General features: G+C 65.9%; 27 protein-coding genes. 16 read left to right on the forward strand and 11 right to left on the reverse strand.

Features of this window, described 5'->3' with window-relative positions; all coding sequences use genetic code 11:
- The first annotated feature begins 106 nt into the window (after nucleotides 1–106).
- The 5 genes from B6K69_RS11585 to B6K69_RS11605 all read left to right on the forward strand — a co-directional run bounded on the left by B6K69_RS11585 (nucleotide 107) and on the right by B6K69_RS11605 (nucleotide 4,731).
- The gene (locus tag B6K69_RS11585; protein ID WP_108643894.1) at nucleotides 107–1,063 is read left to right on the forward strand and encodes a DMT family transporter; all 957 of its coding nucleotides are present in this window, start codon (nucleotides 107–109) and stop codon (nucleotides 1,061–1,063) included.
- Nucleotides 1,064–1,144: 81 nt separating this feature from the next.
- Nucleotides 1,145–1,777 (forward strand): DUF1956 domain-containing protein, encoded by a 633-nt coding sequence (locus B6K69_RS11590; RefSeq protein WP_108643895.1) that lies wholly within the window; start codon nucleotides 1,145–1,147, stop codon nucleotides 1,775–1,777.
- A complete protein-coding gene (locus tag B6K69_RS11595) occupies nucleotides 1,770–2,711 on the forward strand; it encodes an HlyD family secretion protein (RefSeq protein WP_108643896.1) in 942 nt (313 codons plus the stop codon). The genes B6K69_RS11590 and B6K69_RS11595 overlap by 8 nt, the downstream gene beginning before the upstream one ends.
- Nucleotides 2,708–3,616, forward strand: a complete 909-nt coding sequence (locus tag B6K69_RS11600; RefSeq protein ID WP_108643897.1) for an ABC transporter ATP-binding protein — start codon at nucleotides 2,708–2,710, stop codon at nucleotides 3,614–3,616. The genes B6K69_RS11595 and B6K69_RS11600 overlap by 4 nt, the downstream gene beginning before the upstream one ends.
- Nucleotides 3,613–4,731 carry an ABC transporter permease gene (locus B6K69_RS11605; protein ID WP_108643898.1) on the forward strand — a complete coding sequence of 373 codons (1,119 nt, stop codon included), beginning with the start codon at nucleotides 3,613–3,615 and terminating at the stop codon, nucleotides 4,729–4,731. Before B6K69_RS11600 ends, B6K69_RS11605 begins: the two co-directional genes overlap by 4 nt.
- Nucleotides 4,732–4,737: 6 nt before the next feature.
- Here B6K69_RS11605 and B6K69_RS11610 read toward each other — a convergent pair whose 3' ends face one another.
- The 7 genes from B6K69_RS11610 to mbfA form a co-directional block, all read right to left on the reverse strand.
- Nucleotides 4,738–5,652, reverse strand: coding sequence for an ornithine cyclodeaminase family protein (locus B6K69_RS11610; protein ID WP_108643899.1), 915 nt, complete (start codon nucleotides 5,650–5,652; stop codon nucleotides 4,738–4,740).
- Entirely contained in the window at nucleotides 5,649–6,266 is a 618-nt protein-coding gene (locus B6K69_RS11615) for an HAD family hydrolase (protein ID WP_108644907.1), read from the reverse strand. The genes B6K69_RS11610 and B6K69_RS11615 overlap by 4 nt, the downstream gene beginning before the upstream one ends.
- Nucleotides 6,263–7,207: a DMT family transporter gene (locus B6K69_RS11620; protein ID WP_108643900.1), complete on the reverse strand. Its 945-nt coding sequence runs from the start codon at nucleotides 7,205–7,207 to the stop codon at nucleotides 6,263–6,265. The genes B6K69_RS11615 and B6K69_RS11620 overlap by 4 nt, the downstream gene beginning before the upstream one ends.
- 9 nt (nucleotides 7,208–7,216) lie before the next feature.
- On the reverse strand, nucleotides 7,217–7,696 hold the full coding sequence (locus tag B6K69_RS11625) for a YaiI/YqxD family protein (RefSeq protein WP_108643901.1): 480 nt from the start codon (nucleotides 7,694–7,696) through the stop codon (nucleotides 7,217–7,219).
- Between the two features lie 81 nt (nucleotides 7,697–7,777).
- Nucleotides 7,778–8,608 (reverse strand): S-formylglutathione hydrolase, encoded by an 831-nt coding sequence (gene fghA / locus B6K69_RS11630; protein WP_108643902.1) that lies wholly within the window; start codon nucleotides 8,606–8,608, stop codon nucleotides 7,778–7,780.
- Nucleotides 8,605–9,534, reverse strand: coding sequence for an AEC family transporter (locus B6K69_RS11635; protein WP_108643903.1), 930 nt, complete (start codon nucleotides 9,532–9,534; stop codon nucleotides 8,605–8,607). The genes fghA and B6K69_RS11635 overlap by 4 nt, the downstream gene beginning before the upstream one ends.
- Before the next feature lie 98 nt (nucleotides 9,535–9,632).
- A complete protein-coding gene (mbfA, locus tag B6K69_RS11640; RefSeq protein WP_108643904.1) occupies nucleotides 9,633–10,610 on the reverse strand; it encodes an iron exporter MbfA in 978 nt (325 codons plus the stop codon).
- Between the two features lie 151 nt (nucleotides 10,611–10,761).
- On the opposite strand from mbfA, the gene B6K69_RS18195 reads away from it, so the two are divergent.
- The 4 genes from B6K69_RS18195 (at nucleotide 10,762) to rlmH (ending at nucleotide 12,659) form a co-directional block, all read left to right on the forward strand.
- Nucleotides 10,762–10,938, forward strand: a complete 177-nt coding sequence (locus B6K69_RS18195; RefSeq protein ID WP_164681948.1) for a hypothetical protein — start codon at nucleotides 10,762–10,764, stop codon at nucleotides 10,936–10,938.
- A 56-nt stretch (nucleotides 10,939–10,994) separates the two neighbouring features.
- Complete coding sequence (locus tag B6K69_RS11645; RefSeq protein ID WP_108643905.1) at nucleotides 10,995–11,612, forward strand: TetR/AcrR family transcriptional regulator; 618 nt, start codon at nucleotides 10,995–10,997, stop codon at nucleotides 11,610–11,612.
- Nucleotides 11,613–11,853: 241 nt separating this feature from the next.
- Entirely contained in the window at nucleotides 11,854–12,189 is a 336-nt protein-coding gene (gene rsfS, locus B6K69_RS11650; RefSeq protein ID WP_108644908.1) for a ribosome silencing factor, read from the forward strand.
- Nucleotides 12,189–12,659, forward strand: coding sequence for a 23S rRNA (pseudouridine(1915)-N(3))-methyltransferase RlmH (rlmH, locus tag B6K69_RS11655; RefSeq protein ID WP_108643906.1), 471 nt, complete (start codon nucleotides 12,189–12,191; stop codon nucleotides 12,657–12,659). The genes rsfS and rlmH overlap by 1 nt, the downstream gene beginning before the upstream one ends.
- Here the strand turns inward: rlmH and B6K69_RS11660 are convergent, their stop codons facing one another.
- Complete coding sequence (locus B6K69_RS11660) at nucleotides 12,660–13,331, reverse strand: class II aldolase/adducin family protein (RefSeq protein WP_108643907.1); 672 nt, start codon at nucleotides 13,329–13,331, stop codon at nucleotides 12,660–12,662.
- A gap of 170 nt (nucleotides 13,332–13,501) precedes the next feature.
- Between B6K69_RS11660 and B6K69_RS11665 the strand changes: the two genes are divergently transcribed.
- Nucleotides 13,502–14,101, forward strand: coding sequence for a LolA family protein (locus tag B6K69_RS11665; RefSeq protein ID WP_107671520.1), 600 nt, complete (start codon nucleotides 13,502–13,504; stop codon nucleotides 14,099–14,101).
- Nucleotides 14,102–14,116: 15 nt separating this feature from the next.
- On the opposite strand, the gene B6K69_RS11670 is transcribed toward B6K69_RS11665, so the two are convergent.
- Entirely contained in the window at nucleotides 14,117–14,701 is a 585-nt protein-coding gene (locus tag B6K69_RS11670; protein WP_107671519.1) for a transglycosylase SLT domain-containing protein, read from the reverse strand.
- A gap of 240 nt (nucleotides 14,702–14,941) precedes the next feature.
- On the opposite strand from B6K69_RS11670, the gene hspQ reads away from it, so the two are divergent.
- The 6 genes from hspQ (at nucleotide 14,942) to B6K69_RS18630 (ending at nucleotide 19,137) form a co-directional block, all read left to right on the forward strand.
- Nucleotides 14,942–15,268, forward strand: a complete 327-nt coding sequence (gene hspQ, locus B6K69_RS11675; RefSeq protein WP_107671817.1) for a heat shock protein HspQ — start codon at nucleotides 14,942–14,944, stop codon at nucleotides 15,266–15,268.
- Between the two features lie 71 nt (nucleotides 15,269–15,339).
- Nucleotides 15,340–15,675 (forward strand): STAS domain-containing protein, encoded by a 336-nt coding sequence (locus tag B6K69_RS11680; RefSeq protein WP_107671518.1) that lies wholly within the window; start codon nucleotides 15,340–15,342, stop codon nucleotides 15,673–15,675.
- Between the two features lie 19 nt (nucleotides 15,676–15,694).
- The gene (locus tag B6K69_RS11685; RefSeq protein ID WP_108643908.1) at nucleotides 15,695–16,114 is read left to right on the forward strand and encodes an ATP-binding protein; all 420 of its coding nucleotides are present in this window, start codon (nucleotides 15,695–15,697) and stop codon (nucleotides 16,112–16,114) included.
- 228 nt (nucleotides 16,115–16,342) lie between these two features.
- Entirely contained in the window at nucleotides 16,343–17,914 is a 1,572-nt protein-coding gene (locus B6K69_RS11690) for a gamma-glutamyltransferase family protein (RefSeq protein ID WP_108643909.1), read from the forward strand.
- On the forward strand, nucleotides 17,915–18,367 hold the full coding sequence (locus tag B6K69_RS11695) for a GAF domain-containing protein (protein WP_108643910.1): 453 nt from the start codon (nucleotides 17,915–17,917) through the stop codon (nucleotides 18,365–18,367). It abuts the gene before it with no gap.
- Nucleotides 18,367–19,137: a GFA family protein gene (locus B6K69_RS18630; protein ID WP_335601249.1), complete on the forward strand. Its 771-nt coding sequence runs from the start codon at nucleotides 18,367–18,369 to the stop codon at nucleotides 19,135–19,137. Before B6K69_RS11695 ends, B6K69_RS18630 begins: the two co-directional genes overlap by 1 nt.
- Here the strand turns inward: B6K69_RS18630 and B6K69_RS11710 are convergent.
- Both B6K69_RS11710 and rlmN read right to left on the reverse strand, forming a co-directional pair.
- Nucleotides 19,134–20,336, reverse strand: a complete 1,203-nt coding sequence (locus B6K69_RS11710; RefSeq protein ID WP_108643911.1) for a winged helix-turn-helix domain-containing protein — start codon at nucleotides 20,334–20,336, stop codon at nucleotides 19,134–19,136. The two genes, B6K69_RS18630 and B6K69_RS11710, sit on opposite strands and share 4 nt — an antisense overlap.
- Before the next feature lie 106 nt (nucleotides 20,337–20,442).
- Complete coding sequence (rlmN, locus tag B6K69_RS11715) at nucleotides 20,443–21,627, reverse strand: dual-specificity RNA methyltransferase RlmN (protein ID WP_108644910.1); 1,185 nt, start codon at nucleotides 21,625–21,627, stop codon at nucleotides 20,443–20,445.
- Nucleotides 21,628–21,646: the final 19 nt, after the last annotated feature.

A 21,646-nucleotide genomic window follows, 5' to 3' on the forward strand; every position in this document is an offset into this window, starting at 1 on the left:
GGGCGCCGCAGGGCGCCCTTTCCCAACCTTGCGAGGCAAGGCGAAACCGGGCATGACTTGGTGGCGCTAACAGAACGCGCCCCGACCTGCCCACCGGATCAGCACCATGTCACCCACCTTGCGCGGCGCGTTGTTGTCGCTTGCGGCCTTCGGCATCTATGCCACGCATGACGTGGTGGTGAAGACGCTGGGGCATCATTACTCCTCGTTCCAGATCATCTTCTTCTCGGGGCTGCTGAGCTTTCCCTTCGTCACCGTCCTGCTGATGTCGGACAAGCGCGATGTGAACCTTGTGCCGCGCCATCCGTGGCTGTCGCTGCTGCGGTCGGTGCTGGCGGTGGTGACCGGGGGCCTGGGGTTCTATGCCTTTTCCGTGCTGCCGATGGCGCAATGCTACGCGATGCTGTTCGCCACCCCGCTGCTGATCACGCTGCTGTCGATCCCGTTTCTGGGCGAAAAGGTTGGCGTGCGCCGCGCGCTTGCCGTGATTGTCGGGCTGATCGGTGTGCTGATCGTGCTGCGGCCCGGATCGGTGCCGTTTTCCTGGGGGCATCTTTCGGGGTTGGGGGCCGCCCTTTCGGGGGCGCTGGCCTCGGTCATCGTGCGCAAGATCGGCAAGAATGAACGTTCCATCGTGCTGATGATGTATCCGATGCTGATGTCGGTGGGGGTCATGGCGCTGACCATGCCCTTCGTCTATCGCCCGATGCCGTTCGAACATCTGGCGCTGACCGGGGTGATCTCGGTCTTTGGCATGTGCGGTGCGGCGCTGGTGATTGCGGCCTATCGGGCGGCGCCGGCCGTGGTGGTGGCGCCGATGCAGTATTCGCAGATCATCTGGGCGGCGCTTTACGGCTGGCTGTTCTTTGACGAAACCATCGACGGATGGACCGCCGTTGGCAGCGCGGTGATCATCCTGTCGGGCATCTATATCGTGCTGCGTGAGGGAACGCCTTCGGTCAGCCAGAACCGGCCGGTGCTGGAAAATCGTTCGCGGCTGGATACCGGCACCATTCCCCGCATTTCGCTCTGGCTGCGGCGCTTCGGTCCAAAGGAAGGCTGACGCAGCCCGAAACGCGGCATCAGGCCGCTGGACCGAAACTGGTTTTCATGTATCAATCGTTTGATTGAATCATGAGTCGCCATGACCCGGCACCCAACCCGCACCGCCCTGATCGCCGCCGCGCTGCATCATTTCGGACGCGAGGGGTATGAGGGCACCTCGACCCGGACCCTGGCCGCTGCTGCCGGCACCAATATTTCGTCGATCGCCTATCACTTCGGTGGCAAGGAAGGGCTACGGCTGGCCTGCGCAGATATGGTGGCCGAGCGGATCGGGCGGGTCATCCGCCCGCTGCCGGGCAACCCGGCAGACCTGACGCGCGGCACCGCGCGGGCCGTGCTGCGGCGCTTGCTGACGCGCATCGTTTCCTTCCTGATCGCCCGGTCGGAGGCCCAGGATACCGTGGCCTTCCTGCTGCGCGAACTGGCGCAGCCTGACAGCCCGGTGCTGGACCGCATCTATACGACGCTGGTTGAACCCCGGCACCGGGCGCTGTGTGCGCTGTGGGCGGCGGCAACCGGGCAACCGGCCGACTCGGTCGATGTGCGGCTGGCGGTGTTTTCGATGGTCGGGCAGGCGGCCTATTTCCGGCTGGCCGCCCCGATTGTGCAGCGGAGGATGGGATGGGCGGGCTATCCGCACCCCGCAACCGCTGCCATCGCGCGGCGGCTGCTGGCCAATCTTGATGCGATGCTGGAGGCGACGGATGGCTGATTTCCTGTGTTCGCTGGGGTTTCTGTCGGCCTTCTTCACCGCCTGCGCGGCCCCGCCGCCACTGGCCACCGGCTATGTCGAGGGCGATTATGTGCAGGCGGCCCCGCTGGTGGTGGTGCGCGTGGAAAGCCTGACCGTGGCGCGCGGCGACCGGATCGAAGCCGCGCAGGTGCTGGCCCGGGTTGAAGATCAGGACGCGCGCATCGCCGTGGCCTCGGCCAAGGCGGCGCTGGACAAGGCGGAAAGCGATCTGGCGAACCTGCTGGAAGGCAGCCGCGCGCCCGAGATTGCGGCGGTCGAGGCGGCGCTGGCCTCGGCCCGCGCCAATGCCGACCGCAGCGCGAAAGAGGCCGAGCGGCAGGAACAACTGCTGCGGCAGAAGGTTTCCTCGCAGGCGCAACTGGATGCTGCCCGCGCCGCCTCCGACATGGCCGCCGCTGCCGTCAGCGAGGCCGAGGCGCAGCTTGAGGTGGCCCGCCTGCCCGCCCGACCGCATCTGATTGACGCGGCGGCGGCGGCGGTCGAGGTGGCCCGCACCACAAAGGCGCTGGCCGATTGGCAACTGGCGCAGCGCAGCCTGACCGCCGTCGCGCCCGGCGTGGTGACCGACATCCTGCGCCGCCCCGGCGAGGTGGCCGGACCTTCGGCGCCGGTGCTGAGCTATCTGCCCGACGGGGCGATCAAGCTGCGGCTTTATGTGCCCGAGCCCGATCTGGCGCGGGTCGCGGTTGGCACCCGGCTGGATGTCACCTGTGACGGCTGCGCCGCCACCACCGCGACCGTGACCTATGTCGCGGATCAGGCCGAGTTCACCCCGCCGGTGATCTATTCCAACGATGCCCGGCAGAAGCTGGTCTATCAGGTCGAGGCGCGGCCCGATCCGGGCGCACCGCTGAAGCCCGGCCAGATCGTCGAGGTGCAGATCGCGCCATGACCGCCCCCCTTGTCATTGACGTGCAGGGCCTGACCAAGACCTTCGGCAAGCGCAAGGTGGTGGACACCGTAAGCCTGCGCGTGGCCGAGGGCGAGATTTCGGGATTTCTTGGCCCCAACGGTTCGGGCAAGACGACCTGCATCCGCATGATCTGCGGGCTGCTGACGCCCGATGCCGGCAGCGGCACGGTGCTGGGGCTGGACGTGCGGCGCGACCAGCGCGAAATCCGCCGGCAGGTCGGCTATATGACGCAGCGGTTCAGCTTCTACGAAGACCTGTCGATCGAGCAGAACCTGCAGTTCGTGGCGGGCCTTTATCAATTGCCGAAGCAGGCGGTGCGCGACACGCTGGAAGACCTGGGCCTGACCTCGCGCCGCGCCCAGCTTGCGGGCAGCCTGTCGGGCGGCTGGAAGCAGCGGCTGGCGCTGGCGGCCTGCATCATGCACCGGCCAAGGCTGCTGTTGCTGGACGAACCCACGGCGGGGGTGGACCCGAAGGCGCGGCGCCAGTTCTGGGATGAGATCCACGCCCGCGCGGCGACCGGGATCACGGTGCTGGTCTCGACCCATTACATGGACGAGGCCGAGCGGTGCCACCGGATCAGCTATATCGCCTATGGCCGCATGGTCACCACAGGAACGGTGCCGCAGGTGATTGCCGGATCGGGGCTGGTGACCATGACCGTTGACACCGACCAGCCCGGTGCGCTGGCCGCCCGGTTGCGGCGGGCGCCAGGGGTGGAGCAGGTGGAACCCTTCGGCACGGCGCTGCATGTGACAGGCACCGATGCGGCGGCGCTGGAGGCGGCGATCCGGGCCGAAGGCGCGGTGCCGCGCAAGGTCGAGACCAGTCTGGAAGACGTGTTCATCCGCCTGATGGGCCAAAGCGCGGACAACATGACATGATCGCCTCGCTGTCCCGCATCCTTGCCATCCTGCGCAAGGAATTCATCCAGATGCGCCGCGACCGCGTGACCTTCGCCATGATGCTGGTGGTGCCGGTGATGCAGCTTCTGCTGTTCGGCTATGCCATCAACACCGATCCGAAGCACTTGCCCGCCGCGCTGGTGGCGCCGACGCAGGACCGGTTCACCCGCGCCATGACGGCGGCGCTGGAAAACACCGGCTACTACGATTTCACCCATCCCGACGCCACCGCCGCGCAGGCCGAACGGCTGATCGCGACGGGCAAGGTGGCCTTCGTGGTGACGGTGCCTTCGGATTTCGGGGCGCGGATGCTGCGCGGGGATCGCCCGCAGATCCTGATCGAGGCGGACGCCACCGATCCCGCCGCCGCCTCGGGCGCGATTTCCACGCTGGGCACGGTGTCGGCGCAGGCGCTGACGCGGGAACTGGGGGTGACGGTTACACCCGGGTCAGGCCCCGAAATCGTGGTGCATCGCCGCTATAACCCCGAGGGGCTGACGCAATACAACGTGGTGCCGGGCCTGCTGGGCATCATCCTGCAGATGACCATGGTGATGATGACATCCATGGCCCTGACCCGCGAGATTGAGCGCGGGACGATGGAAAACCTGCTGTCGATGCCGGTCCACGCAGCCGAGATCATGGTAGGCAAGATCACCCCGTTCATCGGCGTTGGCGCGGTGCAGATGCTGGTGATTCTGGGCGCTGCAGCGGTGCTATTCGACGTGCCCTTCGTCGGGTCGGTCGGGTTGCTGCTGTCGGGGGTGTTGCTGTTCGTGCTGGCGCTGGTGTTGCTGGGCTATCTGATTTCCTCGGTCGCGCGGACGCAGATGCAGGCGATGCAGCTTTCGATCTTTGTCTTTCTGCCGTCGATCCTGCTGTCGGGCTTCATGTTCCCGTTCCGGGGTATGCCCGGATGGGCGCAGACGCTGGGGGAAATCCTGCCGGTTACCCATCTGTTGCGGCTGGTGCGTGGCGTCATGCTGAAGGGTGCCACCCCGGTGGATGTGGCCGGGCAGTTCGGCGCGCTGGCCATCATCGTGGTGGTGCTGGCCAGCGTGGCGGTGTTCCGCTTCCGCAAGACGCTGGACTGACCCGGCTCAGCGGGCCTGCCAACTGCGCAGGATGTAATCGGCGGTCATCAGGTCCAGATGCGCGCCGCCGCCGTTCTTGGCGATGGTGATCTCTTCCTCCGACTGGCGGGCGAAACGGCCCGAGGGCAGGTCGTAGAAATCGGCAAGGATGCTGTCTTCGCGGATCGCGCCGGATTTCAGCGGCGCCATGATTTCCCCGATATGGTGAACGGTGGTGGCCCGGGCATCCACGAACAGCCGTGCCCGCGCCATGGCCGTATCGTCCACCTCGCGCATGTCGGGGCGGTAGGCGCCGATCAGGTCAAGATGCTGGCCGGGGCGCAGCCAGTCACCGCGCAGCAGCGGTTCGGTTGACATGGTGCAGGTGCAGATGATGTCAGCCCAGGGCACGTCCTGCTCAAGACTGGTCGAAACGGTCAGGCCAAGCGGTTCGGCCATCTCGGCGGCGGTGGCGGCCTTGCGTGACCAGACGCGGAATTCGGCTTCGGGGAACAGGCTGGAATAGGCCTGCACCATGGATCGCGCCACGGTGCCCGCGCCGACCAGCAGGATCTTGCGGCTTTCCTTCCGCGCCAGTTTTGACGCGGAAAGCAGGCTGTCGCCGGCGGTTTTCCATTTGGTGACAAGGTGGAAATCGACCAGCGCCGTCAAGGCACCGGTCGTATCGTCATACAGCGTGACCGCGCCATTGATCGTGGGCTTGCCAAGCGCGGCATTGCCGGGGACGACCGTCGCCACCTTGACCAGCGCGCCGATGCCGTTGATCCAGGTGGCACGGTCCAGCAGCGTATCGGCGCCGCGATACACGAACAGATCCTTGATGTCGGGTTGCGCCAGACGGTGGCCCGCCTCGAACGCCCGCAGCAGGCCCTGCCAGGACAGCAGGCTTTCGCAATCGAACGGGACAATCTCGATGGTCATGGCGCGGCCTCCTGCGCGGTCAGAAATCCTTCGGCCACCAGCCGCGCGGCCCAGCCTTCGGGGCCGTCGAACAGGTGGGTACGCCAGCCCCGGGCGGCGGCGGCGGCAATGTTTTCGGCCCGGTCATCGGTGAACAGAAGCTGCCCGGGCGGCAGGCCGCTGTCGGCCTCGACCGCGGCATAGATCGCCGGGTCGGGCTTCATCACCCCCATCCGGCCCGAAACCCAAGCCCGGTCGAATTCATCCAGAAACGGATAGTCGGCGCGGGCCAGTTCGAAGGTTTCGGCGCCGAAGTTGGTCAGGGCAAAGACCGGCACGCCCCGCTTTCGCAACGCGCGCAGCAGCGCAACCGACTGCGGAATGACGGGTTGCAGCGTTTCAATCCAGTCATCGCGCCACCAGCCGATTTCGCGCCGCCATTGCGGGTGGTTTTCAGCCAGCGCGTCCAGTGTGGCCAGGAATGGGGCGCCGGCGTCCATCGCCACATTGGCCGCATGGATCGGCACTTCGGAAAAGAAGCGGCGGCGCGCGTCGGGGCCGATGCGGGCGTCATACATCGCTTCGGGATCCCAGCCCAGCAGGACATTCCCGATATCGAACACAACCGCTGTCATTCCGCCCCCTGCCGCCGCGCCGTTTCGCGCCACATCACATAAAGCCCGGCCCCGCAGATAAGGGCAATCCCCAGCCAGCTTGTGGCATCGGGCCAGGTGCCGAACATCACCACACCCCAGAAAATGGCCATGGGCATACCCATGTATTCGAAGGGCGCCACAAGCCCGACCTCGCTGGTGCGATAGGCCTGTGTCACCATCAGCCCGCCGATGGCGACGGACAGCCCGGTGGCAATGAAATAGGGCCAGTCCGCGGCCGGAGGCCAGATCCACGGCCGGAACAGGAACGACCAGAGCGTGCCTTCGCCGGCCAGATGCCCGTCGCCGAACCACAGGCCCATGGTGGCAGACGCGATGATGAACCCAAGCTGGGTATAGAACGACAGCGCCATCGCGCTTTCGGTGCCGCCAACCCGGCGGGTGATCAGGTTGCCGCTGGCGTAAAGCAGGGCGGACACGAAGACCAGCAGCGCCGCCGGCTGGATCACCCCGCTGCTGGGGCGCAGCATGACCACCACGCCGACCAGGCCCACCACCACGGCCGCCCAACGGCGTGGACCGACCTTTTCATTCAGGAAGACCACCGACAGGGCGGTGATTGCCAGCGGGCTGACATAGGCCACGGCGGCCGCGTCGGCGATCGGCAGGGAGGCCAGCCCGGTGAAATAGGTCAGGTTCGAGGCCAGGATGATCGAGACGCGCAGCAGATGCGCCTTCCAGCGCCGGGTGCGCAACTGGCCGAAGCCCGTGCCGGTAACGGCAATCAGCCCCATCAGGAAGGCCATCCCGACCAGCGCCCGGATCAGGATCACCTGATGCAGCGCATAGTCACCGGACAGGAACTTGATCGACATGTCGTTGATCGAGAAGATCACCGTTCCGCCGACCACCAGAAGAATGCCGGTCAGGGCCGCCGGGGCAGGGGGGGCTGTGCGTTGCATGACGCCAGATCACCCCGGCGTGCGGTCGGAATCTGTTCCACCCGCGACACGTGCGCGCCGCAACACGCGGTCCAGCACATCCAGGAAGCGCGACCTGTCGCGCGCCGAGAAGGATCGCCCGCCGCCCTGCCGGAACGGATCGGCGCTGCGCAGGTCGGCCATCAGGTCGCGCGTGGCCAGCACGCTGCCGATGTTCGCTGTGGTCAGCTCGTCGCCATCCGGCTTCACCACCGCCGCGCCCGAGGCAATGACCCGTGCCGCCAGCGGAATGTCAGAGGTCACCACCACGTCACCGCGCGCGGCGTGGTCGGCGATCCAGCGGTCGGCTTCATCCAGCCCGGCAGCCACATAGACGCTTTCCACCAGCGGGTTGGCCGAAGGCCGGATGCCCCCGTTCGAGACCAGCACCATCCGCACGCCCAGCCGCGTGGCCACCCGCTCGGCCTCGGCCTTCACGGGGCAGGCGTCGGCGTCGATGTAAAGCGTCATGGCGCGGCCCCCGGCCACGCGTGGCGGGGGCAATGTTCTTCGAAGAACATTGCAAATTCCTTCGAAGGAATTTGGCCGCGCTCAGCCACGCAGCGCCTGCGCGTGGAAATCGACATGGTCTTCCATGAAGGTCGAGACAAAGAAATAGCTGTGGTCATAGCCCTTCTGCATACGGACGATGCCGCCCTGCCGCCGTTCGGTCATCGCCGTGGCCAGCGCCTCGGGGCGCAGCAGATCAAGAAACTGGTCCGAGGTGCCCTGATCAATCAGCATCGGCCCGTCAAAGCCGAAGCGCCGCATCAGATGGGTGGAATCATGCCCCGCCCACAGCGTTTCATCGCTGCCCAGATAGGCGGTGAACTGCTTGCGGCCCCAGTCGCTGCGGGTGGGTTCGCAGATCGGCGCAAAGGCCGAGACGCTGGCGAAGCGGCCAGGAAAGCTCATCGCGATGGTCAGGGCGCCGTGGCCGCCCATGGAATGGCCGGTGATGGCCTGCGCGCCCTCTTCCAGCGGAAAGGCATTGAACAGCAGGCGGGGCAGTTCCTCGGTCACATAATCCCACATCTGGAAGTTCAGCGCCCAGGGGTCTTGCGTCGCGTTGACGTAGAACCCCGCGCCCTGTCCCAGATCAAAGGCGCTGTCATTCGCCACGCCTTCGCCGCGCGGGCTGGTATCCGGGAAGACAAGGGCAATGCCCTGTTCGGCCGCCCAGCGTTGCGCGCCGGATTTGACCATGGCGTTTTCATGGGTGCAGGTCAGGCCCGACAGATACCACAGCACCGGCACGGCGCCATTTTCGGCTTCGGCGGGCAGGAACAGGCCGAAGGTCATGTCGGTGCCCGTGGCCGCGGACGGGTGGGTATAGACCCCTTGAACGCCGCCGAAGCAGCGATTTTCGGAAATTGTTTTCATGATACCTCCACAAGGGAAATGACGGCGCTGACCGTCAGGATCGACAGCACGGTCGAGACAAGGATCGCGGTTGAAACGCGCTGCGGCGCCACGTTGTAATGCTGTGCCAGGATGAAGACGTTGCCCGCCACCGGCAAGGCGGCGGCGGCAATCATCACGCCTGCGGCGAAGGGATCGACCGCAAAGATCCACAGCGCGGCAACGGCAACGAAGGCGGGGTGCAGAACCAGCTTGGCAAAGGACAGCCAGGCCGCCAGGCCAAGGCGTTCACCCCCGCGGCCCACCAGCGAGGCGCCGATGGCGAACAGCGCGCAAGGCGTGGCGGCAGCGCCGAGCAGCGTCATGAATTCCTGCACCGGCGGCCAGAGCTGGCGGCCCGTGGCGCCCCAGATCAGGCCAAGCGCGATCGAGACGATCATCGGGTTCTTCAGCAGCCCCACCGCCAGAATTCGGACCGTTGCCAGCGACACCCGCCCCGAGCGCAGGCCGGTGATTGCCATGGTCAGGAGGGAGGAAAACACCACCATGTCCACCGTCAGCACCAGAAGCACCGGCGCCGCGGCCGCCGGCCCAAGAAGGGCCGCCAGCATGGGAATCCCAAGGAACCCGGTGTTGCCGGTCACCCCGGTATGCGCCTCGAACACGGCTTCTTCGGCCCGCACGCCGCGGATCAGGGTGACGGCGAACAGGATTAGCCACAAAAGCCCCGTCGCCCCCAGATAGGCCAGCACGAAGGGCAGGCTGAAGATCTCGGCCAGCGACAGGTTGGCGGCAAAGCCGAACAGCATGGCCGACAGCGCGAAGTAGAAGACGAAGCGCGTCAGATAGGCCGTGGCTTCGGCATTGAAGAACCCCCGCCGCGCGGCGGCGTAGCCAAGGCCGATCACGGCAAAGAATGGCAGGGTCTTGAGAAGGATGGCCAGCATGGTGCCCAACTGTCACGGCACGGCCAAAAGGGCAAGGCAGCGCGCCTTTCGCGCCGCCTGCCCCGGGCCGGATGGTCAGGCTTTGTGCAGCTCCCGGTTCACCCGCCGCCGATCAGCACACCGGCGGCAAAGACCAGTGCGCCGCCCAGAACCACCTGCAGAGCGGCCCGCAGGAAGGGTGTCTCCATGAAGCGGTTCTGAATCCAGGCAATCGCCCAAAGTTCGACGAAGACCACGATCATGGCGATGGTCGTCGCCGTCCAGAATTCGGGAATCAGATAGGGCAGGGCATGGCCCAGGCCGCCGATCGCCGTCATCACCCCCGAGGCAAGGCCGCGTTTCAGCGGACTGCCGCGCCCCGACAGCACGCCGTCGTCATGCGCCGCTTCGGTGAACCCCATCGAGATGCCCGCGCCGACGCTGGCCGCCGCGCCGACCAAAAACGTCGTCCAGGTATTCTGCGTGGCGAAGGCCGTGGCGAAGATCGGCGCCAGCGTTGAAACCGATCCGTCCATCAACCCTGCCAGCCCAGGCTGCACCCAGGTCAGGATGAACTGCCGCCGGGCATCGGCATCTTCGGCGTTCTTCTCATCGCCCCCTAGGTGCTGCGCCTCCAATGTGCCGGCAATCGTCTCATGCCCCGCCTCGGCGGCGGCCAGATCACCCAAGAGCTTGCGGGTGCCGGCATCGGCGGTGCGCTGCGCTGCACGGGTATAGAATTCGGATGCCTGCCGCTCCATCGCCCGTGCTTCGCCACGGATCGTTTCCAGCGACAGGTTGGTCGCCAGCCAGACCGGCTTGCGGGCATAGAAGCCGGCAACGTGTTCCCGCCGGATCAGCGGGATCACGGCGCCGAAGCGCGACTGGTGCAGATCAATCAGCTGCTGTCGGTGGCCGTCTTCTTCCGCCGCCATATCGTCAAACACGGCGGCCGAGGCCGGATAGGCGGCGCGCAGGTGTTCGGCATAGCCGCGGTAGATGCGGGCGTCATCCTCTTCCGAGGAAATCGCCAGCGCTAGCACCTCTTGCTCGGTCAGGTCCGAGAACCGGCGGCGAGAGGACAGGGCAGACAGCATGACACAGCTCCAATCTGGAATGATTCTAAGTATGCTGCCGCCGATCTTTCGGCAAGCGAAACAAACTGAACTGATCGGTTCAGAATTGGATTGACAGAACTAAACCGTTTAGTTCATATCTGGGTTCATCAACATCCGATGGAGTTTCCCGATGACCCGCTTCGCCGCCTCTCTTGCCCTGCTGATGATGGCCGCCGCCCCGGTTGCGGCGCAGGGCATGGACACGATCATGCCGCGCCTGACCTGGCCTGATGACAGCATCACCGCTTCGACAAAATCCTGCGTGACCACGGCACAGGACGCGACCGCCTGCCCCGCCCAGAAGTGACCGGCTGCCTTGTCGCGGCCCTGACAGGCGGTCTATGGTCCCCGAAAGGGGATCACATGGCCGAGACGGAAATCCGCAAGGGGCGCAAGTTTGACCAGGTGCTTGAAGGCGCCCGTCGCGTCTTTGTTCGGGACGGATACGACGGCGCCTCGGTCGATGACATCGCGCGCGAGGCGGGCGTGTCCAAGGCCACGCTCTATTCCTACTTCCCCGACAAGAACGTTCTGTTTCGCGAAATCTGCGCGACCGAATGTCGGCGCCAGACCGAGGCGGCCGAAGCCGAAATCGACATGTCTGCCCCGGTCGAAGACCTGCTGTTGTTCGCCGGGCGGCGCATCGTCGGCTTTTTCCTTTCGGACCTTGGCCGCGCCTCCTTTCGCCTGGTCGCGTCCGAGGGCGGGCGTTTCCCCGATCTGGCGCGCGACTTCTGGCAGAACGGGCCGGGGCTGGCCCAGGACCGGCTGGCGCATCACCTGCGCCGTCTGGCCGATGCCGGGCGCCTTTCCATCGACAACGCCGATCTGGCCGCCGAACAGTTCACCTATCTGAGCAAGGCCCATATCAGCGACCGCCTGCTGTTCGGCATGGAAGACAGCATTACCGCCGAAGGCGTCGAAGCCTCGCTCCGGGGGGCGGTCAGGATGTTCATGGCCTGCTACGGCGTGCCCCGCTAAGGCGCCGCTTTCCCCGGGCATCGGTGCCTGCGGGCGGGCCATCCGGCCAGCCTTTGCCAAACAAGCGGCTTGCAGTTGAGATTGCAGGGGGGCGGTGCTACTTTGGGGCCAAGGCCCGGCGCGGGGCATGCGCGCATTTCCGGAGGACGAACACCTGTCTCACTCTGATCCCTCGACCGGGTTGCCGGTCGGACCGCGGGCCGACCGCAAGCGGTTGCCCGAAACCTTTACCCCCGAACAGATGCTTGAGGCTGTCCTTGCCTCGGTCGATGACGACAAGGCCGAGGACATCGTGCAGATTGATCTGCGCGGCCGGTCGGACGTGGCCGATTACATGGTGATCTGCTCGGGCCGGTCGTCGCGGCAAGTGGCTGCGATCAGCGAAAAGCTGGCTGACCGGCTTAAGCAGACGTTCGGGGTCAGCGCGAAGATGGAAGGGAAAGAGACCGGCGATTGGGTGTTGATCGACACCGGCGACGTGATCGTCCATGTCTTCCGCCCCGAAGTGCGTGACTTCTACCAGCTTGAAAAGATGTGGCTGCCCGCCGGGCAGGTGGTCGGGGCGCGCACGCTTTGATGCGGCTGCACCTGTGTGCGGTGGGGCGGCTGCGCGCCGGCCCCGAGCGCGTGCTGGTGGATGATTACCTTGACCGTCTGGGCAAGACCGGCCGCCCCCTGGGGCTGGGGCCGGCCGAAGAGCATGAGGTTGAGGACAAGCGCGGCGGCGGCATGGTGGCCGAGGGCCAGTTGCTGGCCCGCGCCGTGCCTGCGGGGGCTGCGATTTGCGTGCTGGATGAACGTGGCCGGCAGATGACCTCGCCCGAGTTTGCCGAAGCCCTGGCGGGCTGGCGTGATGCCGGGCGGCAGGACGCGGCCTTTGTCATTGGGGGGGCCGATGGGATTGACCCTGCCCTGCGGTCGCGGGCGGATCTGGCCATCAGCTTCGGGCGGATGGTCTGGCCGCATATGCTGGTGCGGGTGATGCTGGCCGAACAACTGTATCGCGCGGCAACGATTCTGGCCGGGTCACCCTATCACCGGGTCTGATCACGCCGGCTTGGTGCTGTCACCTTCGGGCGCAAGGCCATAGCTCATCCGCTGCATTTGCGTGATTACCCGCTCCATTTCCTCGTCTGGCAGCACGGGCGGTTCGCCCAAGGCGCAGGCGGCGATGTACATCTGCGCCAACGCCTCCACCTCGACGGCCATCGACAGCGCGGCGTCCAGCGTCTTGCCAAGCGCGATCTGGCCATGCTGGCCCAGAAGGCAGGCCTTCCGGTCATGCAGCGCCGCAATCGCGGCATCCGACAGGGCCTGAGAGCCGAAGGTGGCATAGCGGGCACAGCGCAGGGTGTTCCCCCCCATGACCGCCACCATGTAGTGAAAGGCCGGAATATCGCGGCGATGGCAGGCGACGGCGGTCGCATGTACCGAATGGCAATGCAGCACCACATCGACATCGGGTCGCGCCTTCAGGATGTCGCGGTGAAAGCGCCATTCCGAGCTGGGCCGGCGGCCAAGATAGGTGCCGTCCCAGGCCATTTCGACAATGTCTTCGGGCTGCATACCGTCATACGGCATCGACGATGGTGTGATCAGCAGCCCCGCGCCGTGGCGGACCGAAAGGTTGCCGGACGTGCCCTGATTCAACCCGGTTGCGTTCATCTTGCGGCAGGTGTCGATCATGCGGCTGCGAAGAGCGCGTTCATCATCGGTCATGTGGTTGATCTTTCGGGATGGCTGCTGAAATGAAGATTCTTGCCCACCCTATTCCCGGCGCCGGTGTTTTGTCGCTGCGGCATGGCGGCCCTTCACGGCTGCGGCACATTCCCGCGAGTGTCCGGGGCAGGGATATTCCGCCGGCCCCGCCGATACCTTATATAGGAGGTATGAACCGCCGTACCGCGATCCTCGCCCCGCTTGCCCTGCTGGCCCTTGGCCAGCCCGCCTTGGCCGACAAGCTGCCCTTGGGCACGTTGTCAAAATACCTGAACAGCCTGACCACGGTTGAGGCTGACTTCACACAAGTGAACGCGGACGGGTCGGTTTCGACCGGCAAGATCTATATCAAGCGCCCGGGCCGGGTGCGGTTTGAGTATGCGCCGCCGGACAAGTCGCTGGTGCTGGCCAGTTCCGGCAGCGTGGCGATCTTCGATGGCAAATCGAACCAGGCGCCCGAGCAATATCCGCTGAAGCGGACGCCGCTGAACCTGATTCTGGACAGCAACATTGATCTGGCGCGGGCCAAGATGGTGGTTGGCCACCGGGCCGACGGCACCTCGACCCGGGTCAAGGCACAAGACCCCGAGCACCCCGAATACGGCACCATCGAGCTGGTGTTCACGGCCGATCCGGTGGAACTGCGCCAATGGGTGATCACCGACGATCTTGGCAAGGAGACCACGGTGATCCTGGGCACGATGAAGAAGGGCGGCGATCTTGGCAGCGCCCTGTTCTCGATCCCGCGCGAGGTTGAACGCCGCGGCTAGGCCGCGGCGTCAGGTTCAGCGGCTGCAGCCCGCCAGTTGCTGGCTGTACATTGTCGCGCGCGATCCAACCTTGGCGGCAACCTGCACAAGCCACGGCTTGCCCAGATGGCTTTGGCTGGCATAGCCGCTGCGTCCTTCGTGATAGGCCAGATACTGGGCTTCGGCGTTGTCCAGCGGGATGCCCAGCTTGCGGGTGGTCTCGGAGAAGTACCAACCCATGAAATCCGTCGCGTCGTCGATCCGGTCGCGCTTGGCGCCGCGCCCACCCGCGGTCTTCTGGTATTCTTCCCAAGTGCCGTTCAGCGCCTGGCTGTAGCCATAGGCCGTGCTTTGCCGCCCCATCGGAATCACCCCAAGGGCAAAGCGGTGCGGCGTGCGGGCGTTTCCGATGAACTTAGATTCCTGATGGATCACCGCCATCTGCACGGCAACCGGCACGCCCCAGCGGCGTTCGGTGGCCTTCATTGCCCGAAGATACTGCGGACGTTCGCGGATGATCGCACATGCGTCATCCAACTGGCGCGGCGCCGCATACTCTCTACCGCCTCCACAAGAGGCCAGCAACAGCAGCAGAAGCGCCGCACGGAGAAACCTGCTCATTTGCCCCTCGTGCGGTTTTGTTCTTTCTTTTGTCCAAGTCTAACGCAAAGACGCGCCGGAGAAAACCTTTCATACCTTGCGTTTGCGATCAGATATGCGCGAGCAAGGCGCCGTTTCGTGGGGCGAACGAGGCTTGCGCGGTCACAGACTGTTTCCGGCACAACCGGGTGCTGAACGGGTGATCCGGTGGACATTACGGCCGCCCAAGCCTATTTATCGGGCATGGAGGGCCCCATCGGGATGCAGACCACACATGCAAAATATCACATCGGGCAGGTGCTCCGTCATCGGAAGCATCCGTTTCGTGGTGTCGTTTTCGATGTGGACGCGATGTTCTCGAACACCGATGAATGGTATGAGAATATCCCGGAAGACAGCCGCCCGTCCAAGGACCAGCCCTTCTATCACCTGCTGGCCGAGAACGAGCAAAGCTATTACGTCGCCTATGTCTCGGAGCAGAACCTTGTGCCCGACGAGACCGGCGAACCGATCGACCACCCCGATGTGCCTGACCTGTTCGGCGATTTCGAGGATGGCCGTTATCCGCTGACCTTCAACCTGAACTGAAGCCGGCCCGCGCTTACGGCTTGCTAACGCTTCGGTTCTAGCCTTGCCCCGTTGCAACAAGGGGCAAGGACATGCAGCTTGAATCCACCATGCAGGGCACGACCCTGGTTATTCGCGCACTGGACGACAGGATTGATGCCGCCGCCGCCATCCAGTTCAAGGAACGGATGCGCGACCTGACGGCGGTGCCTTCGGCGCGGGTGATCCTGGATCTTGCCAGGGTGCATTTCCTCGATTCGTCGGGGCTGGGGGCTGTGGTCGCGGTCATGAAACTGCTGGCGCCGGATCGTCCGCTGGAGCTGGCGGGGCTGACGCCCACAGTGGAAAAGGTGTTCCGGCTGACCCGGATGGATACGATCTTCACCATTCATCGCGGACTTGAGGCTGGCCTTCGGCAGGCCGGCTGACGGATGGGCGCGGTTCACGATGGCCGAGACGGCGATTGAACTGACCAGCGGCACGAAATCGGTGCGCGACGGGTTGCGTCGCGCGTTGCGCGGTCCGCCGTTTGACCGGCTGGCTATGGCTGACCGCAGCAATGCCGAAATCGTGCTGGCCGAGGTGCTGAACAACATCGCCGAACACGCCTATGCCGGCCGGCCCGGCCCGATCCGGCTTTGGGTGGCGCGCGAACCCGGCCGGCTGTGTCTGCGGGTTGAAGATGAGGGTCGGCCGATGCCGGGCCATCGCCTGCCGTCAGACCGCCTGCCGGCGCCGGGCGAACTTGCCGAAGGCGGATTCGGCTGGCACCTGATTCGCGCGCTTGCCTCTGACCTGCGTTATGACCGCTGCGGTTCACTGAACCGGCTGTGCTTTCACCTTCGGACGGAACAGTCTGCCGGCTGAGCAGGGATCGTCAACAGCGCAAAGGAAATGCCACAATCCCGCCGGAATCCGCGCCAAAAAGCGCCAGCGCCGTTTGGCACACGCGACCCGTAGCTGCTTGTTAGCTTCACCCCGGCGTCGGAGTAACAGCCCCCACCCAACTTCGGCGCCGGGGTTCGCAGCCTTCCCCAGACTTCAGCTTGGCAGACTGCAGCCGCCCGCATAGGCTCCTTCCAAACAGGAGCCTTCATGCGCGATTTTCATCTTCCCGGCCGTTCGGCCGTTCTGGCGACCAATGCCATGGCCGCCACGTCGCACCCGCTGGCCAGCCTGACCGCCCTTGAAACCCTGAAAGCCGGCGGCAGCGCGGCGGATGCGGCCATTGCCGCCGCCATGGTGCTGAACGTGGCCGAGCCGCAGATGTGCGGGCTGGGGGGCGATTGCTTCGTTCTGATCAAGCCCGCCGGAACCGAAGAGGTGCAGGCGCTGAACGGTTCGGGGCGCGCGCCGGCCGGGCTGTCGGCCGAGGCGCTGCGGCGGGCCGGTCATGCGAAGATGCCGATCCATGGCATCGAAGCCGTCACCCTGCCCGGCGCGGTGGATGCGTTTTGCCAACTGCATGAGGCGCATGGTCGCCTGCCGCTGGATCAGGTGCTGGCCCCCGCCATCCGCTATGCGGATGAGGGCATCCCCGTGGCAGCCCGCACCGCCTATGACTGGGCCGAGGATGCCCCGGTGCTGCAAGGCGACGCGATCCGCTTCTACACGCTGAATGGTTCGGCGCTGCAACCCGGCCAGATGTTCCGCGCCCCCGGCCAGGCCGAAGTGCTGCGCCGCATCGCCCGCCATGGCCGCGACGGTTTCTATACCGGCGAGGTGGCCGAGGACATGATCACCTCGCTGCGCGCCCTTGGCGGCAGCCATACCGCCGATGAACTTGCCGCCACCCAGGCCACCTGGGGCGCCCCCATCGGCGGCAGCTATGGCGATGTCGAATTGTTGGAGCACCCGCCGAACGGGCAGGGCGCTACGGCAATCCTGCTTCTGAACATCCTGTCGCGGTTCGAACTGAAATCGCTGCCCCCGATGGGCCACCTGCGCGCCCATCTTGAGGCCGAGGCGGCCAAACTGGCCTATGACGCGCGCAACCGCTTCATCGCCGATCCGGCGCCGCGGCTGGACCATATGCTTGCCCCGGAAACCGCCGCCCGTCTGGCCGCGCTGATCGACGCTGACCGCGCCATGCCCGACCCCGCCCCTGTGACCGAGGCGGTCCACAAGGATACCGTCTATCTGACCGTGGTTGACCGGGATCGCATGGCGGTGTCGCTGATCTATTCCATCTTCTGGGGCTTCGGCTCGGGCCTTGCCTCGGCCCGGTTCGGCATCAATTTCCAGAACCGCGGCGCAGGGTTCAGCCTGACCCCGGGCCACCTGAATGAGGCCGGCGGCGGCAAGCGGCCGATGCACACCATCATTCCGGCCATGCTGCGGCGCGCGGGCCGTGTCGTCATGCCGTTTGGTGTGATGGGCGGGCAGTATCAGCCGGCCGGCCATGCGCGGCTGGTGTCGAACCTTGTCGATTACGGGATGGAACTTCAGGCCGCCATCGACGCACCGCGCAGCTTTGCCGGACCGAAAGGCTTTGAGGTGGAGCGCGGCTATTCCGCTGAAACCCGTGCCGCGCTGGCGCGGATGGGCCATGCGGTGACGATTCCGGGCACGCCACTGGGCGGCGCGCAGGCGATCCTGATCGGAGAGGACGGGCTGCTGACCGGCGGGTCTGATGCGCGCAAGGACGGCTGCGCTTTGGGGTATTGAATGGATTACGAAACTGCCACGAAGGAAATTCTCGCGCTTACCCACGGGGAAACCGATGCGGTGGCGCTGATGGCCACGCTGGCCTGCGAGATTCACGCCCGCCATCCGTTCAGCGACTGGACGGGGTTCTACCGCGTCGTTGCGCCCGAGCTGATGAAGATCGGGCCCTATCAGGGCGGGCATGGCTGTCTGGTCATCCCGTTCTCGCGCGGGGTCTGCGGCGCCTGCGCCCGCAGCGGACAGGTGCAGAACGTGCCGGATGTCGACGCCTTCCCCGACCATATCGCCTGTTCCTCGACCACCCGGTCCGAACTGGTGCTGCCGGTCTGGAACGGCGCGGGGCGGCTTCTGGGGGTGCTGGATCTGGACAGCAACACGCCCGCCGCCTTTACCAAGGCCGATAAAGATTGGCTGGTGCCGCTGCTGGCCACGGTGTTCCGGGATGCGGCGTGATGCAGGGCGCCTGCCTTTGCGGTGCCGTCGCCTTTGAGGTGGACCCGCCCTTGCGCGACGTGGTTGATTGCCATTGTCGGCAATGCCGCAAGCAATCGGGGCATTTCTGGGCCGCAACCTCGGTTCCGCACGATCGCTTTCGCCTGACGCGCGATGACGGTCTGGTCTGGTATCGTGCCAGCCCCGCCGCGCAACGCGGCTTCTGCCGGCATTGCGGGTCCTTCCTGTTCTGGCAGCCGGAAGCCGAGGATCGCCTGTCCTTTGCCGCCGGCGCGCTGGACGGGGAAACCGGGCTGGCCACCGCGGACAGCATCTTTCATGCCGATGCGGGCGACTATTACACCCCCGCCGGTGGCCCGCCGCCCCGGCTGACCACCACCCCCGCTGTCCTGCAGGGCGCCTGCCTGTGCGGAGCAAACCGCTTTTCCCTGCCCGGCCCGATGGGCGTAGTCACCGCCTGCCACTGCCGCCAGTGCCGCAAGACCTCGGGGCATTACGCGGCCAGTTTTGACGCCAGCGAACCCGATCTGCACTGGCAGGCCCGGCATCTGGCCGAATATGTCACCACGGGGGGCGGGCGGCGCGGCTTTTGCCCCGGTTGCGGCACATCGCTGTTTTTCCGTGCGGCTGATGGCAGCTTCTCGGTCGAGGCGGGCTGTATCGAGGCGCCGACCGGCGGGCGGTTGGCCGGCCATATCTTCGTGGCTGACAAGGGCGATTACTACGCGCTGACCGACGGGCTGCCGCAATGGCCCGGCGCGGGCGATTAGGCCGCCGCCCTTTCCCAGCCCGGCAGATATTCGACCCGATCACAGCCGGCAAAGCGCGCCAGTCGGTCCAGTTCTGCCTCAAGCCGCGCGCGGCGGCCGGTGCCCAGCCGGACGCCCGGTTCGGGCCACAAGCCGCGCACCTTCAGCGTGGCCGTGTCGCGGAACGCCTTGGCATCCAGCCGGCCGACCAGCCGGTCGCCCTCCAGCAGCGGAAAGACGTAATAGCCGTATTGCCGTTGCGGTTCGGGCACGAACACCTCGATCCGGTAGAAGAAGCCGAACAGGAACTCGGCCCGCTTGCGGTCGCGCAGCGCCGGATCGAAGGGCGACAGAACCCGCAGCCGCGCGGGTGGGGCCGGCGGCACGATGTTCAGCGTTTCGGGTCGTGTCACCACCTTGCGGCGGGTGCCGGTCCAGCCTTCGACCTCGGCCTCGATCACCGTGCCGCGGGCCAGGGCCTCGCGTGTCCAGGCCTTGGCTTCGTCGGGGCCGACCAGCGCCCAATAGGCCGCCAATTCGCCGCTGGTGGCAAAACCCAGCCGGTCCAGCGCGGTGGAACAGGCCCAGTCCAGCGTTTCCCCGGGCGCGGGGTCAGCCCGCCGCGCCGCTTCGGGGATGACGCGCTCGGTCAGGTCATACACCTTCTTGAACCCGTCGCGGTGACAGACAGCCAGATCGCCCACCCGCCACAGGTATTCCAGCGCCGCCTTTGACGGGTGCCAGTCCCACCAGCCGCCCTTGCCGCGCTCTTCCCCTTCGCCCACGTCGCCGCTGCTGACCGGGCCACCGTCGGCCACCCGCTTCAGTACCTCGTCGAACTTGTGGTGGAACCCGTCGCGCTGCCAGCCGGTCCAGCGGTCAACCAGCCGCTGCCGGTCGCGGTTGAAGCGGTGCTTCCAATGCCCATAGACCGAAATCGGCAGCACGCTGGCATCATGCGTCCAGTGTTCCCACAGCGCGCGGTCGCGCTCGGCCAGCCGCTTCAGCGCGGCCGGCTGATAGCTTTGCCGGCGCGACCACAGGATCATGTGATGCGCCCGTTCGACGGTGTTGATGCTGTCCACCTGTACGAAGCCGATACGGTCGATCAGCCCGGCCAGCGCCGCCCCCTTTGCCGCGCCCGTGGGGGCTTCGGCCAGGGCATGACGGTCCAGGAACAGGCGGCGGGCGGTGGTGTTCGGGATCAGCGGCAGGGTCATGCGCGCAGGCTAGCAGCCCCGGCGTTTTCACGCCAGAAAAGAAAACAAAGCGTGAACTTCATCTTGGCCCAAATACCCGATGCACCGCTTGCCAAGCGCGGTGGCGTCAGGCCGGAAGCCCCGCCTCGGCCGTCACTTCGCGCGCCGGTTTCCGCGCGCGTTCGGTGGCTGATTTCAACTGGCCGCAGGCGGCCATGATGTCTTCGCCGCGCGGGGTGCGGATGGGGCTGGCATAGCCCGCCTTGTAGATGATGTCGGCGAAGGCCTCGATCCGCTCCCAGTCCGACCGCTGGTAGGGGCTGCCGGGCCATTCGTTGAACGGGATCAGGTTGATCTTCGCCGGGATGCCGGCAATCAGCTTGACCAGTCGGCGCGCGTCGGCGTCGCTGTCGTTCACGCCTTTCAGCATGACATATTCAAAGGTGATCCGTTCGCTGTTCGACAGGCGCGGATAGTCGCGCAGGGTGTCCAGCAGGGTCTTGATGTTCCAGCGCTTGTTGATCGGCACCAGTTGGTCGCGCACCTCGTCAGTGGTGGCGTGGAAGCTGATCGCAAGCTGGCAGCCGATTTCTTCGGCGCAGCGGGAAATTTCCGGCACCACGCCGCTGGTCGACAGGGTGATGCGGCGGCGGCCAAGGGCAATCCCCTCGTCATCGCGGACCACGCCCATGGCATCACGCACCGCGTCGAAGTTGTAGAGCGGCTCACCCATGCCCATCAGCACGATGTTCGAGATCAGGCGTTCACCCGTGCTGCCTTCGCCCGGTTCCGGCCATTCGCCCAGATCATCGCGCGCCACCATGACCTGGCCAACGATTTCGCCCGCGGTCAGGTTGCGCACCAGTTTCTGCGTGCCGGTGTGGCAGAAGGAACAGGTCAGCGTGCAGCCCACCTGGCTGCTGATGCACAGGGTGCCGCGGCCTTCCTCGGGGATATAGACGGTTTCCACCTCATGCCCGCCGGCGATGCGCAGCAGGTATTTGCGGGTGCCGTCGGCGCTGATCTGGCGCGTCACGATCTGCGGCAGCGCGATCTCGAACCGCTCGGCCAGAAGGGCGCGATAGTCCTTGGCCAGGTTGGTCATCGCGGCGAAATCGCGGACGCCCCAGTAATAGACCCATTGCCAGATCTGGCCCACGCGCATCTTGGCCTGCTTTTCCGGCGTGCCGGCGGCGATCAGCGCCTCGCGCAGTTGCGGGCGCGTCAGGCCGACGATGTTGGTCCGCCCGGTGTCGGGCAGCTTGCGCGGCAGGGTCAGCACGTCTTGCGTGATCGGGGCGGTCATGGGCAGATCTTTCGGTTCGGGCCTT

It is taken from the genome of Pseudogemmobacter blasticus (genome assembly GCF_003071405.1).
GTDB classification, from domain to species: Bacteria; Pseudomonadota; Alphaproteobacteria; order Rhodobacterales; family Rhodobacteraceae; genus Pseudogemmobacter; species Pseudogemmobacter blasticus.

Bases quoted from the DNA above. Each gene is read 5' to 3' on its own strand.
- B6K69_RS11620 (WP_108643900.1), bottom strand. From the start codon at position 7,207: ATGCAACGCACAGCCCCCCCTGCCCCGGCGGCCCTGACCGGCATTCTT.
- B6K69_RS11625 (WP_108643901.1), bottom strand. From the start codon at position 7,696: ATGACGCTTTACATCGACGCCGACGCCTGCCCCGTGAAGGCCGAGGCC.
- B6K69_RS18195 (WP_164681948.1), top strand. From the start codon at position 10,762: ATGACCCGCTTCGCCGCCTCTCTTGCCCTGCTGATGATGGCCGCCGCC.
- B6K69_RS11690 (WP_108643909.1), top strand. From the start codon at position 16,343: ATGCGCGATTTTCATCTTCCCGGCCGTTCGGCCGTTCTGGCGACCAAT.
- rlmH (WP_108643906.1), top strand. From the start codon at position 12,189: ATGCGGCTGCACCTGTGTGCGGTGGGGCGGCTGCGCGCCGGCCCCGAG.
- B6K69_RS11685 (WP_108643908.1), top strand. From the start codon at position 15,695: ATGGCCGAGACGGCGATTGAACTGACCAGCGGCACGAAATCGGTGCGC.
- B6K69_RS11600 (WP_108643897.1), top strand. From the start codon at position 2,708: ATGACCGCCCCCCTTGTCATTGACGTGCAGGGCCTGACCAAGACCTTC.
- B6K69_RS11635 (WP_108643903.1), bottom strand. From the start codon at position 9,534: ATGCTGGCCATCCTTCTCAAGACCCTGCCATTCTTTGCCGTGATCGGC.
- rsfS (WP_108644908.1), top strand. From the start codon at position 11,854: ATGCTTGAGGCTGTCCTTGCCTCGGTCGATGACGACAAGGCCGAGGAC.
- B6K69_RS11660 (WP_108643907.1), bottom strand. From the start codon at position 13,331: ATGACCGATGATGAACGCGCTCTTCGCAGCCGCATGATCGACACCTGC.
- B6K69_RS11615 (WP_108644907.1), bottom strand. From the start codon at position 6,266: ATGACAGCGGTTGTGTTCGATATCGGGAATGTCCTGCTGGGCTGGGAT.
- B6K69_RS18630 (WP_335601249.1), top strand. From the start codon at position 18,367: ATGCAGGGCGCCTGCCTTTGCGGTGCCGTCGCCTTTGAGGTGGACCCG.
- B6K69_RS11665 (WP_107671520.1), top strand. From the start codon at position 13,502: ATGAACCGCCGTACCGCGATCCTCGCCCCGCTTGCCCTGCTGGCCCTT.
- B6K69_RS11695 (WP_108643910.1), top strand. From the start codon at position 17,915: ATGGATTACGAAACTGCCACGAAGGAAATTCTCGCGCTTACCCACGGG.
- fghA (WP_108643902.1), bottom strand. From the start codon at position 8,608: ATGAAAACAATTTCCGAAAATCGCTGCTTCGGCGGCGTTCAAGGGGTC.
- B6K69_RS11680 (WP_107671518.1), top strand. From the start codon at position 15,340: ATGCAGCTTGAATCCACCATGCAGGGCACGACCCTGGTTATTCGCGCA.
- B6K69_RS11585 (WP_108643894.1), top strand. From the start codon at position 107: ATGTCACCCACCTTGCGCGGCGCGTTGTTGTCGCTTGCGGCCTTCGGC.
- mbfA (WP_108643904.1), bottom strand. From the start codon at position 10,610: ATGCTGTCTGCCCTGTCCTCTCGCCGCCGGTTCTCGGACCTGACCGAG.
- B6K69_RS11605 (WP_108643898.1), top strand. From the start codon at position 3,613: ATGATCGCCTCGCTGTCCCGCATCCTTGCCATCCTGCGCAAGGAATTC.
- B6K69_RS11645 (WP_108643905.1), top strand. From the start codon at position 10,995: ATGGCCGAGACGGAAATCCGCAAGGGGCGCAAGTTTGACCAGGTGCTT.
- B6K69_RS11670 (WP_107671519.1), bottom strand. From the start codon at position 14,701: ATGAGCAGGTTTCTCCGTGCGGCGCTTCTGCTGCTGTTGCTGGCCTCT.
- hspQ (WP_107671817.1), top strand. From the start codon at position 14,942: ATGCAGACCACACATGCAAAATATCACATCGGGCAGGTGCTCCGTCAT.
- B6K69_RS11590 (WP_108643895.1), top strand. From the start codon at position 1,145: ATGACCCGGCACCCAACCCGCACCGCCCTGATCGCCGCCGCGCTGCAT.
- B6K69_RS11710 (WP_108643911.1), bottom strand. From the start codon at position 20,336: ATGACCCTGCCGCTGATCCCGAACACCACCGCCCGCCGCCTGTTCCTG.
- B6K69_RS11595 (WP_108643896.1), top strand. From the start codon at position 1,770: ATGGCTGATTTCCTGTGTTCGCTGGGGTTTCTGTCGGCCTTCTTCACC.
- B6K69_RS11610 (WP_108643899.1), bottom strand. From the start codon at position 5,652: ATGACCATCGAGATTGTCCCGTTCGATTGCGAAAGCCTGCTGTCCTGG.